The organism is Magnetococcales bacterium, assembly GCA_015228815.1.
Classification (GTDB): domain Bacteria; phylum Pseudomonadota; class Magnetococcia; order Magnetococcales; family UBA8363; genus UBA8363.
Genome location: JADGCV010000003.1, coordinates 116644 through 128687 on the forward strand (window position 1 = coordinate 116644; position 12044 = coordinate 128687).

At 56.9% G+C, this 12044-nt stretch carries 12 protein-coding genes; 7 read left to right on the forward strand and 5 right to left on the reverse strand.

Translation table 11 applies throughout. The features are described 5' to 3' along the window. Window positions 1-13: 13 nt before the first annotated feature. Window positions 14-328, forward strand: a complete 315-nt coding sequence (locus tag HQL76_02220) for a hypothetical protein (protein MBF0107979.1) — start codon at window positions 14-16, stop codon at window positions 326-328. A 109-nt stretch (window positions 329-437) separates the two neighbouring features. On the opposite strand, the gene HQL76_02225 is transcribed toward HQL76_02220, so the two are convergent. Then, entirely contained in the window at window positions 438-1559 is a 1122-nt protein-coding gene (locus HQL76_02225; GenBank protein MBF0107980.1) for a hypothetical protein, read from the reverse strand. A 445-nt stretch (window positions 1560-2004) separates the two neighbouring features. Next, the gene (gene arsC / locus HQL76_02230; GenBank protein ID MBF0107981.1) at window positions 2005-2355 is read right to left on the reverse strand and encodes an arsenate reductase (glutaredoxin); all 351 of its coding nucleotides are present in this window, start codon (window positions 2353-2355) and stop codon (window positions 2005-2007) included. 177 nt (window positions 2356-2532) lie between these two features. Here arsC and HQL76_02235 point away from each other — a divergent pair, with 177 nt between their 5' ends. Genes HQL76_02235 through HQL76_02245 form a run of 3 tightly spaced genes read left to right on the forward strand, consistent with a single transcriptional unit; the run spans window position 2533 to window position 4024 of the window. Next, window positions 2533-2898: a hypothetical protein gene (locus HQL76_02235; GenBank protein MBF0107982.1), complete on the forward strand. Its 366-nt coding sequence runs from the start codon at window positions 2533-2535 to the stop codon at window positions 2896-2898. Continuing rightward, the gene (locus tag HQL76_02240; GenBank protein ID MBF0107983.1) at window positions 2898-3680 is read left to right on the forward strand and encodes a DUF1643 domain-containing protein; all 783 of its coding nucleotides are present in this window, start codon (window positions 2898-2900) and stop codon (window positions 3678-3680) included. The genes HQL76_02235 and HQL76_02240 overlap by 1 nt, the downstream gene beginning before the upstream one ends. Before the next feature lie 8 nt (window positions 3681-3688). Further along, the gene (locus HQL76_02245; protein ID MBF0107984.1) at window positions 3689-4024 is read left to right on the forward strand and encodes a nucleotidyltransferase domain-containing protein; all 336 of its coding nucleotides are present in this window, start codon (window positions 3689-3691) and stop codon (window positions 4022-4024) included. 69 nt (window positions 4025-4093) lie between these two features. Here HQL76_02245 and lptG read toward each other — a convergent pair whose 3' ends face one another. Together lptG and lptF are read right to left on the reverse strand one after the other, a co-directional pair. Further along, window positions 4094-5185, reverse strand: coding sequence for an LPS export ABC transporter permease LptG (lptG, locus tag HQL76_02250; protein MBF0107985.1), 1092 nt, complete (start codon window positions 5183-5185; stop codon window positions 4094-4096). A gap of 5 nt (window positions 5186-5190) precedes the next feature. Then, a complete protein-coding gene (lptF, locus tag HQL76_02255; GenBank protein ID MBF0107986.1) occupies window positions 5191-6393 on the reverse strand; it encodes an LPS export ABC transporter permease LptF in 1203 nt (400 codons plus the stop codon). A gap of 60 nt (window positions 6394-6453) precedes the next feature. Between lptF and HQL76_02260 the strand changes: the two genes are divergently transcribed. Genes HQL76_02260 through HQL76_02270 form a run of 3 tightly spaced genes read left to right on the forward strand, consistent with a single transcriptional unit; the run spans window position 6454 to window position 11182 of the window. Next, window positions 6454-7986, forward strand: coding sequence for a leucyl aminopeptidase (locus tag HQL76_02260; protein ID MBF0107987.1), 1533 nt, complete (start codon window positions 6454-6456; stop codon window positions 7984-7986). Window position 7987: 1 nt separating this feature from the next. Continuing rightward, window positions 7988-8488, forward strand: coding sequence for a DNA polymerase III subunit chi (locus HQL76_02265; protein MBF0107988.1), 501 nt, complete (start codon window positions 7988-7990; stop codon window positions 8486-8488). 6 nt (window positions 8489-8494) lie between these two features. After that, window positions 8495-11182, forward strand: a complete 2688-nt coding sequence (locus HQL76_02270; GenBank protein MBF0107989.1) for a bifunctional acetate--CoA ligase family protein/GNAT family N-acetyltransferase — start codon at window positions 8495-8497, stop codon at window positions 11180-11182. Window positions 11183-11289: 107 nt separating this feature from the next. Here the strand turns inward: HQL76_02270 and HQL76_02275 are convergent, their stop codons facing one another. After that, entirely contained in the window at window positions 11290-11754 is a 465-nt protein-coding gene (locus HQL76_02275; protein MBF0107990.1) for a hemerythrin domain-containing protein, read from the reverse strand. Between the last annotated feature and the right edge of the window lie 290 nt (window positions 11755-12044).

A 12044-nucleotide genomic window follows, 5' to 3' on the forward strand; every position in this document is an offset into this window, starting at 1 on the left:
GGAGGTCGTGAACATGTTGGCAAGAAATATTGAAAAATGGGAGAAGGATATCGAATGGAAAGGACGCAAGGAGGGACGCAAGGAAGGACGCCAGGAAGGACGCCAGGAAGGACGCCAGGAGGGACTTAAGGAGGGACTTAAGGAGGGACTCAAGGAGGGACGCAAGGAAGAAGCCGCAATCATTCTTCTCAAGTTGATTCGCCGTAAATTTGGCCAGGTTCCCGACTGGACCAATGAAAAGGTGAAGTCGGCGGAATTGGAATTGATCGAACGATGGAGTGACAATTTCGTGTTCGCCGACGCTTTGGAGGATGTTTTTTCATCCTGACCGGTTCCTTGTCAAAGAAGTCTCCGGGGAAAGTCGGGGATGGTCAGGCCGTGGCCGTGGTTTTCATCCCCCATGTGGACGTGTACCGGATCAAACACGTCCACTTCCATCACAAGTCTTCCTCGTCCCCCTTCCTGATGGCCTTCTTGTAGTGATTCAGAAGATCAATGGCAAAGGCTTCCGGTGACATTCCCTTGATTGCCGCATGATCGCGAAGGTTTTTTCGGATGATACCAAGGTTTCCGGTTTCGGCGAGTAGGGCGTAATACAGCACCAGCAGGGATGCCCCTTTGCTGATGAATTCCACTACCGGTTGTTCTGGGTCCTTGAAGACATGTTGCATGATCGCCAGGACGATCTGTTTGTGGGCAACGAGTTCGTCCCGAATGCGCCCAATCGAATCGATACCGATACGCAGATAGATTTCCACCAACGAATCGACGAAACGGTCCTTGAAGACAAGTTTGGTCTCGTAATGATCCGCAATCGTCCGATCCAGACCACGGACCACCGAATCGTCCAGAATGAACGCCTCCATCGCCTTCATGAACAGCACCTGCTTCGGCTCATCGAGCAAGATGCCTTCCTGTACCCCGCGTGTTTCCACGCTCAATTCCGCCTCGGCACTTCTGGTTACAGGTTCCGTCGTCCCTTTCGATGCGGGCCCGGGTGATTTCACAGCCGGTTCCGGGGGGGGGGCAACGGTTTCGGGGACTTTCGCGACCGGTTCGTTGGATTTTTTCCCTTCACCCAGGGCGACCGTCCCCTCCCGGACGAAAAATTCCTTGATGCGAACGAGTTCATCGTCCGCTGTTTTCAACAAGTAGGAAATCTGCGCCAGCTTGTTGGCATGCCGTCCCGAATGGCCCGCCTCGCGAAGGTTCGGATCGAATACTGCCTTCACCTCGGACCAGGAGTGTTGCAAAACCGTTCGCAGTTCCAACTGTACCTTGAGGGAAGAAAACCGTCGATATTCGATGCGCTGATGAAATTCCGGCAACAATGAAAGGGAAAAACGGTGCATGTTGATCCCGAGCGGATCCAGGTCATCCCCATCGGCAAAGGTGGCGTGCTCCAGGATGAATTCCTTGCGCAACACAGCGACTGCGGTATCGATGTCGTCATTGAAAAACATGACCACCTTGAGGACAATAAGATTGACGACATCCTCGATCCGGGAATACGCCGGCTCATTTTTTGCCAGAAGGTCTTTCAGCTCTTTCCTGGACATTCTTCTGCTGTCGATCGAACTGAAGGGCAAACCGGAATTGATGAAGATTTCCTTTAAATGGGACAATAAAATTTCACTGAAATTTTCGTATAATTCGTAACGTTCGTCATAGAGGTCAAGGAGACTGGATGAATCGGACGATGAAGGAGCTGGATGGATCGTGTTCCGGGATAAAGCGCTCATGGCACACCGACAAATAGGACCAACCGGATCATGATAAATGTGACCTTTCAGGCAAACCAACGCAGGAATGGAGTGCGTCCCTTGTCTCGTGCCATTCCGTCGGACCCGAAACGTCAGCTCGACTGGATACGATCGTGGCTGTCTGAATGTTCATGAAGAAGCCTCCTGGATCATGCCACAAGGTTTCGAAACGGGCAACGGCGTATCTTGAGCTTAAGGATGTCACGCGACACCAAGAAAAATTCGATCAAAAAAATCAGCGTCAATCAAGGATGGACAGCAGGTTTTCAGGGGGACGTCCGACAGCCGCCTTGAATGCGGTGACGGCAATGGGGCGTTCCAGAAGTTTTGGAAATTCGAGCAGGGCTTCAACAAGGGCATCGTGGGAAAGGTTGGGGTCATCCAGTTTGTTTTCCTTGTATTCCGCCTCTTTTTGCCGCATCAATTGTCTGGGATGAAGACGCAGTTTGTCCAGAATATCCAATAATTCTTTTTTTGTTGGGGGGTGGTTCAGATATTCGACCACGTTGGGATTGACCCCTTTGGATCGCAGCAGGTCCAAACCCGCACGGGATTTGCTGCATCGGGGATTATGGTAGTAGGTGATTTCCATGTCGATCGACTTTCCTGATGGCCGCATACCGGAAGGAGACGCCTCTCCGGAAGAACAAGAACATTGAATCGCCAAGCGTTCGTCATGTTTGACTAACATTCTCAGGCTGTTTGCGCAATGGGGTACGAGGAAAATCGGCACGAAGGATTTCCCGGCGGCGTTTGAAAAGAATGATTCTTGATGGTAATCAACCGGGAGGAAGATGTGGATGCAAGGCATGCCTCCGAAGGGCATTCGCCCTTGCCGGAGGAAGCGGATTTCCAGGGCCGACTGACGTGGGCCCGAGAGGTTTTGGGGTTGGGAGAGACCGTCACCCGAATTGCGTTGAAGGACCGAGTCCGGGAGCTGCTGCACCGGTGGCATCCCGATCATGCCCGGACCGACCGCCCCCTTCACGAACGGCAAACCCGGTTCATTCTGATGGCTCGGGACATCATTGGGGACTATTGCGATCATTACCGCATTTCATTCGCAAGCGAGGAAATCGACAAATACCTTCCGCCTGACGAATGGTTCAAAAAACGTTTTGGAGATCATTCTTGATGAACGCATCGACCCGGGGTAAAGAGTCTGGCGGCGGACGGGACAGCAGGGAGGCCAACCGCCTCAAGGCTGCGGACATCAAGAAAATCTATTCTGTATTTGGCCAGTTTGTCACATTGTCACTGGGTTTGGGTACGGTTTCTCTGCGCCCGGTCCTTGAATTGATCCGCAAGGACCGACTTCCGGAGGATCCCGACCGGATTGGCAGGATGATTCCCGACCTTCTGGTGGTGATGATGAATCCCGGATCCTCTCATCCTCTGGATCCGCACTACCAGCCGCGGCATGCGACGACACCGGAAGAAATCGATCCCCTGGGAGAACGGATCCCAACCCGACCCGACAACACCCAGTACCAGATCATGCGCATCCTGTGGGCCCGAGGGCTTGGACATGCCCGCGTTCTCAATCTGTCCGACCTGAGGGAAACGAAAAGCACCCGATTTGTCGCACTGTTTCAGGATCTGGAGCGGTATCCCAAAGGTTCGGCCCATTCGCTTTTTTCTCCCGAACGTACCCGGGAACGAATGATCCGCATGGGACAGGGGGCCGACATTCCCGTCCTGGTCGGATGGGGACGTCATCCCGGACTCCTGCCTTTGGCACGTCAATGTCTGGACACGCTCGTTCCGGAGCGGATCATCGGTGTTGCCATTCCCGGGGCGCCCGGATTGTATGCCCATCCCAGCCCCATGATGCAATATGCCAAGGAAGCCTGGGTCGAAGCGATTCTGGCCATTGATCATCCCTGGCACATTGCATCCGCCAATGACTTGGTGTGAGGGGCAACATGACCGATCTGACTCAGGAATTATTGCTGGAAGCGACCCGGATCATCGTCGAGGCGGCGGATCCCGAACAGGTGATTCTCTTCGGCTCCCACGCCCGAGGCGAAGCGCGGACCGATTCCGATCTCGATCTGCTGGTGGTGGAATCTGCCCCCTTTGGCCCGGAGCGCAGCCGCTACCGGGAGATGGCGCGGCTGGAAAGGGCCATGGGGCGGTTTCCAGCCCCCACGGACATCCTGGTCTACAGCCGAGAGGAAATCGAGCGTTTCCGGGATGCGACCTGCCATCTGGTCCATCGGGCCTTGCGGGAAGGGCGGGTGCTGTATGAGCGACCGTGAAACCGCACGCCAGTTGTTGACGATGGCAGGCAAGGTATGATGTACCCGGTTTTTTCCGTTTCCCGACCGCTACCCGCCCCGCCGGGGTTGGGCCAGATGCAGGAACAGGAATCCGCCGATTCCCAGAAAGAACAGGACCGGCGCCCAGGCGGCCACCATGGGCGGCAGACGATTGCCCAACCCCAGGGCTGTCGCCAGATCCACCATCACGAACATGATGAAGCCCAGCACCAACCCGAAAAAAAGCGCTCGCGTCAATCCTCCCTGGCGCGGCAGGCGCAGCGCGAACGGAAATCCCAGCAGGATGGCGGTCATGGTGGTCAGGGGATCGACCATTTTTCGGTGGAAGGTCATTTCATGACTGGTCGTATCCACCCCTTCCTGTTCGAGGCGCGACATCAATTGCCAAAGTTGCGGCAACGACAGCGCCGCGGGTTCGGGAACCGAGGAGCGATCCATCCGCACCGGTTCAAGATTGACGGGCCATTCCTTGCGCAGGAAGGGTTCGGCGCTGGCCTCCGGTCCGAAATGATAAAGGGTGCCGTTGCCGAGGAACCATCGGCCATCCTGATAGGAGGCGCTTTCGGCGTCGATACGGCTGACCAGGCTGTTGTTGCCATCGAAACGAAACACGCTGATCTCTTCGAGTTCGAGGCCGGTTGGATCGGCCTTGGCGGCATGGACGAGCTGGCGACCACTGCGTAACCAGAAACTTCCCGAACGCGACTGGGACGCGAGAAACCGACCGGTGATCTGGTTTTGCAGATGCTGTTCGGCCTGATTGCAGCGCCAGACGATCTGTTCCTGGAGCACCAGATGAAGCCCGGCAATGATGAATCCTCCCATCAGAAAAGGAATCAGAATACGGTAGAGCGAGACGCCACTGGCCCGCATGACGGTGATTTCGCTTTGCCGACTCAGGGTTGTCAGGACCATCATGGCGGTCAGAAGGGCAAAGGAGGGGAGGAGCATGGCCAGGAAGTTCGGCAGCCGGCTGAGAATCATCAAACTGATGTCTTCCCAATTGAAATTGACCTTCTGGGAATAGCGGCGAACGCTTTCGATCCCGTCGATCAGAAAGAACAATCCCATGAAGGTGCCGACCACACGCAGGAACGCGCCGAGAAACAGCCTCAGGAGGTATTGGAACAGGACAGGCATTCCGATCAGACCTCCTTGGGCGCGCGCTGGACACGCAACACCATTTGCGGCAGGGATGAGAGAAACTGCGCCAGCCACACCAGGATACGAAAGGAGCCGTCACGCGCCGTGTGGATGGTGACGTACACCGTCAACAGGGCCATCATGAGGTTGGGTATCCAGTAGCCCGCGCCCGGGAGGACCAGACCTCGGTGGACCGCCGCCTCGCCGAAGGAGAGCAGCATGAAATGGACGAGCAGCATGATCACCGCGACGATGAATCCATAGGCGCGTCCTGTTCGATGGGACTGCTGCAATCCGAGGGAAACGGAAAAAATTCCCAGAATGAACCCGGCAAAGGGAAAGGCGAGGCGGCGATGAAATTCCGCCGCCGCCTTGAGTGATTCGTCCGGCATGTCGAACCTGATGGAATGAATCAGCTCGCCGAGACCCATTTCCTTGTGTCCCGATTTGCGCGATTCTTCCTTCAAGCCAAGGGAAACCCCCAGGTCGAGGGTATAACTGGAAAACCGCAACTGGCGGTATCGGCCTTCGGGCAATTTTTCGTGGCGGCTGCCCTCCTCCAGGAAAAGGACCGATTCTTCCGCGTCCCGGATTTGCAATTGTCCGCTGCGCGCGGTCAGGGTGACCGTTTCGTGGGGCTTGCGTTCATCGTGGATCAGCACCCCATTCAATAGTCCACCATTCTCCGATTTTTCGTGGATATAGATGGTCAATCCCGGGATGGTCTGGTTGAAGGTCTGGGGTTTCAAGGCCAAGGTGGTCGAGGAGAGCAAGGCATTGCGCAACACGGCGAATTGATGAAAACTCCCTGGAACCCAGGTCATATTGAGAATGATGGTCAGGATGGTGAACAGGCTGACCAAGATTGCAATGGGGAAGAGGATCTGGTACAGACTCACTCCACTGGCCTTGAGCACGACCGTTTCACTGTCCTGTGAAAAACGGCCCAAAGCCAGAAGAATGCCGATCAACAGTGCCATGGGGGCAACCGATACCACGAATTGGGGCATGAGCCAGAAAATCATGTCGCCAAGGACGCCAATGGCCACCCCCTTGTTGACCCAGAGATCCACCAGGTTGAGCACCCGGGGCAACATGATCAGAAAGGTCAGCACGAACAGGACCAGTGCCGAGGAAATGGCACATTCCATGAAAATGTATCGGGAGAGTCTGTAGCGTCGGATCATGGCACCGCAGTCTATCATCTTTTCCATCGAAATGCCTGGGGATGAAACAGCCTCGGAAAAAAAAAAGGATGCATGGTGATGAAGAACGCTTCTGTCGTCGTGAAACTGGTTGCCGATCCGGGAGTTTCCTGGCCCTGTGACGCGGTTGCGATCGGAATCCATGACAATGGCAAACCCCAGGCGGCCCTTGAAATGATCAGTGGCGACTGGATGAGCGAAGTTCAACGGATTTTGTCTCTGGGATGGATGCGTGGCAAGGAGGGAGAAACCCTTCTGCTTCCGCTGGATGCCGAGACCTCGGGACCGGGGCGTCTGCTTCTGATGGGGCTTGGCAAGGAAAACGCCATCACCCCTCGGACCCTGGAAAACACGGGCGCCCGATTGATCAAGGCGGCGCGGGCCCATGGGATTGCCCGGCTCGGATGCCTGATTCCCCGCGACCGTCACCATGGCATTTCCCGCAAACGCTGTATCGAACATCTGGCCCTGGGGGCATGGAACGGCGATTATCGTTTCGACCGGTTCAAGACCAGGGACAAGGACAAGGATCATGATCGGGACGACACCCGGGAGGTTGTGCTCGAACTGGCCGTTTCGGAACGCAAGAAAGATCGTCTGTCGCAAAAACTTGAACGGCTGCGTCATGTGTACGAGGGGCAGACCCTTGCCCGGGATCTGGGCAACATGCCGGGAAACCTTCTGACTCCCGAAGAGATGGCCCAGGAGGCGCGTCAACGGACCCGGAACCTTTCCATTGCCGTGACGGTGTGGAACGAGGACGCGCTGAAGAAAAATGGCATGAACGGAATCCTTGCCGTCGGTCAGGGGAGCGTCCATCCACCCCGGCTCATCATCATGGAATACCGTCATGGTGGAGACCGTCCGCTCCTGGCCGTCGTCGGCAAGGCGATCACCTTCGACTCGGGAGGCATTTCCCTGAAGCCGGGGGCCAAGATGGAGGAAATGAAATTCGACATGGCCGGTGGCGCCGCCGTCATGGGGTTCATGCAGGCCATCGCCGCCATGAAACTCAAGGTCAACGTCGTCGGTCTCATTCCCGCCGCCGAAAATCTCCCCTCGGGCCATGCCCAGAGGCCCGGCGACATCATCCAGACCGCCAGCGGTCAATGGGTCGAGGTGATCAACACCGATGCCGAGGGACGGCTCATTCTTGCCGATGCCCTTCATCACGCCAAATCCTTCGCCCCCGACATGATCATCGATCTTGCGACATTGACCGGGGCGTGTGTCGTGGCCCTGGGGCACGAGGCCAGCGGTCTCATGGGGTACAACAAGAAACTGTTGCGCAAACTGGGCCGGGCGGGACGGCGGGTCGGCGAACGGCTCTGGCCTCTTCCCCTCTTTCCCGGCTATCAGGAACTGCTCAAGTCGCCCGTCGCCGACATGAAAAACGTTGGCGGACGCGATGCCGGAGCGATCACCGGCGGATGTTTCCTCTCCCGATTCATCGATCGAAAAATTCCCTGGGCCCACATCGACATTGCCGGAACCGCCTGGGATCCTGGGAGCAAGAAGCCTTCCCAACCCAAGGGGGCCACCGCCGTCGGGGTGCGTCTTTTGTGCCGGTTTGCCGAAAAGGAGCTTGCCTGAGGTGGCGCGAAAGGATCCGGGGGCGACAGTGGTTCGGTTCTACCAGATGCCCCGGGAGGGGATGGAACGGGGCCTCTTCAACCTTCTCGGTAAAATATACGCCCAGGCCATCCGCTCCTGCCTCGTCGCCGCCGATGCGACCCAGGCGGTACGATGGGATGACCTGTTGTGGACGGGGCGGATCGATTCCTTTCTGCCGCACGGCTCCTGTGTCGGGGACGATGCTTCCGTTCATCCCATTCTGCTGTGCCTGGAACCTTCCGACATCAACGGCGCCACCCTTTTGATCCTGGTCCATGGCCGTTTCGCCGAGGAATTTTCACGGTTCGACATGGTCCTCGATTTCGTTACCGATCAGACCCCCGCCGGATTGCAATCGAGTCGCGATCGGTATCGGCGCTATCGCGACGCCGGCTGTCGGATGGAATATTGGATTCAGGAACCCTCTTCGGGTTGGCAATGTAAATTCAAGAGTCCCGAGACCATTCTTCGGGAAGGTTGAGCCATCATGACCATACGACATCTTAAATTTCTTTTCAATCCATCCTCCGTTGCCGTGATCGGCGCCTCGAAGCGACCCGGTTCCATCGGTTCCCTGATCTGCCGGAACCTGCTTCAGGGAGGATTTTCCGGTCCGATCATGCCGGTCAATCCCAAACACGAGTCGATCGGTGGCATCCTTGCCTACCCGAGGATCGAGGATCTCCCCAAGGTTCCGGACCTGGCCGTGGTCTGCACCCCGCCGGTCACCGTGCCCGACATCATCGCCCGCCTGATCGCTCGCGGCACCCGGGCGGCGATCATCATTACCGCCGGCTTGCAGATGCATCTGGACAAGGACGGCAACAATCTGCGTGAGGTCACCCTGAAACTGGCCCAGGAGGGACGCATGCGTCTTCTCGGCCCCAACTGCCTGGGGTTGATGGCCCCCAATGTTGGTTTGAACGCCAGTTTCTCCCATATCCAGGCCCGCCCCGGTCACATTGCCTTCGTTTCGCAGTCGGGGGCCATGTGTACCGCCGTTCTGGATTGGGCCAATGCCCAGGGGATCGGTTTTTCGCATTTCATCTCGCTTGGAGACGCCCTCGATCTGGATTTCGGCGATGTGATCGACTACCTCGGAAAGGACTCCCGGACCCGGGCGATTCTGTTGTATATCGAATCGATCCAGCAACGCCGTGATTTCATGTCTGCTGCCCGGGCCGCGGCGCGCAACAAGCCGATCCTGGTCATCAAATCGGGGCGGGCGCCCGAGGGCATTCGTGCCGCCGCCTCCCACACGGGGGCATTGGCGGGGTCGGATCAAGTTTTCGATTCGGCCATTCGCCGGGCGGGAATGCTCCGGGTCTACGAAATCGACGAACTGTTCGCCGCGGTGGAAACCCTTGCCCGCGCCAATCCGGTCCGGGGCAACCGACTGGGAATCATCACCAACGGCGGAGGCATCGGCGTCATCGCCGTGGACAGCCTCATGGAAAAAGGAGGGGTCCTGGCGCAACTGAAACCTGAAACCGTTCAATCGCTCGACGCGATCCTTCCCTCGACCTGGTCCCGGGCCAATCCCATCGACATCATCGGCGACGCTTCCGGAGAACGTTATGGCCAGACCGTGGCGCTCCTGGCGGCAAGCAATGATGTCGATGCCCTGCTGGTCATGCACTCGCCGACCGCCACCGCCGACAGCACCGAGGCGGCCCTTGCCACCATCGGGGCCGCCAAACGGTTCAACACCAACATACTGACCTGCTGGATGGGGGGCAGCGGCGTTGCCGCGGCGAAGGAGGCCTTTCATCGCGCCGACATTCCAACCCATGATTCCCCGGAACGGGCGGTCACTGCCTTCATGCACATGGTGCGGTATGCCCAAAACCAGGAAATGCTCATGGAAACACCTCCTTCGGTATTGGAGGAGTTTTTTCCTGCCACCGCCACCGCCCGGCTCGTCATCGAAAACAATCTGGCCGCCGACAAGGAACTCATGAGCGAGGCGGAATCCAAGGCGGTGCTGTCCGCCTACGGCATTCCCACGGTGGAAACCCACATCGCCAAAACTCCCGATGACGCCTTTGCCATCTCCAGGGAGATGAAATTTCCCCTTGCCCTGAAAATACTGTCGGAGGACATCATCCACAAAAGTGACATGGGCGGGGTCGTTCTTTTTCTCGATTCACCCCAGGTCGTCAAATCGGCGGCGGAATCGATGCTCAAACACATCCGCGAAAAAATGCCCCATGCCCGTATCCAGGGATTCACGGTCCAGGAAATGGCCATTCGTCCCGGATCACATGAACTCCTGGTCGGAATGAGCACCGATCCCATTTTTGGCCCGGTGATCATGTTCGGACAGGGAGGAACGGCGGTCGAGGTGATCGGCGACAACGCCGTCGCCCTGCCACCATTGAACATGAATCTGGCCCGGGAACTGATCGCGCGTACCCGGGTTTACAAACTGCTCAAGGGATACCGTGACCGCAAGCCGGTCGATATGGAAGCCTTGTGTACCCTGTTGATCAAAATGTCGCAGCTGATCGTGGACATTCCCGAAATCGCCGAACTCGACATCAACCCGCTCTTCGCCGATGAACATGGTGTCATCGCGGTCGATGCCCGAATCCGCATTTCCACCGCCGGTCGTTCGGGAGGGGTGGTGGAACGTCTGGCCATCCGTCCCTATCCCAAGGAACTGGAGGAAACCTGGTTTCTGCCGGGTCACCGACCGGTGCTTCTTCGGCCCATCCGCCCCGAAGACGAACCCCAGCATCATGAATTCATCTCCAGGCTTTCCCCGGAGGATCTGTTTTTTCGCTTTCTCTCGGTGCGCAAAGCCCTGCCTCATGCCGAGATGGCTCGATTGACCCAGATCGACTACAATCGGGAGATGGCGTTTATCGCCTCGGTCCGCGACCCCCTGAGCGGACAGAGAGAAACCCTTGGCGTCAACCGGATTTTTCTCGATCTGCACCGGGATTCCTGCGAATTTGCCATCGTTGTCCGCTCCGACATCAAAGGGCAGGGGCTGGGCCGGAAACTGATGGAAAAAACCATCGACTATTGCCGTCTTCGTGGCATCCGGGTCATGGAGGGACACGTCGATCCATCCAATCATCGCATGATCGAGTTCGTCAAAGGATTCGGTTTCTCGGTCCATCACACCCAGGACCATGACCTGATCGTGGCCCACAAGGAAATCGATTGATCCTGCCCCGATCCCAGGCCTGGCCTGAATGTTGGAGCGATGGTCCGGGGTTCCCCACCCCCTTCTTCCGGGAAGGGGAACCCGCCCGAGGGCCTGTTCGTGCCCCCCTAGACCAATTTTTGCATGGTTCGGATCAGACTGTCTGTCGTTCCGTCCAGATATTGGTCGGCCATGGGATAGAGCATTTGTTCTTCCTTGATGTTGTGTTGCCGCATCATGATCACCAAGGTTGAAATAACACGAGTGACCCCGTCCAGTTTATTCTGTTCCATGGCCTGGGCCATTTGGCCAATCAGGCCCGACATCTGACGGTGCTCCATGCGCATGACCATGGTCGGCCCCTGGGTCATTCCCGTGGATTTTTCGAAGGCGGGGAAAAATATGTTTTCCTCCATGCCGAAATGATGATCCATCCCTGTCCTGAACTGGCCAAACAACAATGCCGCTTGTGTCACATCGTTGGCTTGGGCGGCCTGTTCCAATTGACTGAACAGTTCGTCGCAACGCTTGTGATCGGCGCCGAGAAACTCCTGGATGGACCTTGTCGTCCTCTTGGATGGGGTTCGTGTCATGATGTATTGCCAAACCGGTGGACCCAATTGCAAGGGGGACCATTCAAATGCGCCCCAGAACCGACCTTGAAAATAGTCGAGCAGTTCGACACCCTTGTTGTCAAGTTTGATGATGATTCCTTCTTCGGGGTTCAGTTTTTCAAAGCGGGTTTGCAATAATTCGGTAGCCTGGGGTATCGTACTGCCCACAAGATCGATTGGATGTTCCATGGTTCAATCCTTGATAAAGTGTGGAAAAAAGAGGGCTTGATTGCGCCATGTATCGGCGGCAATCAAAAGGAATCGTCGCG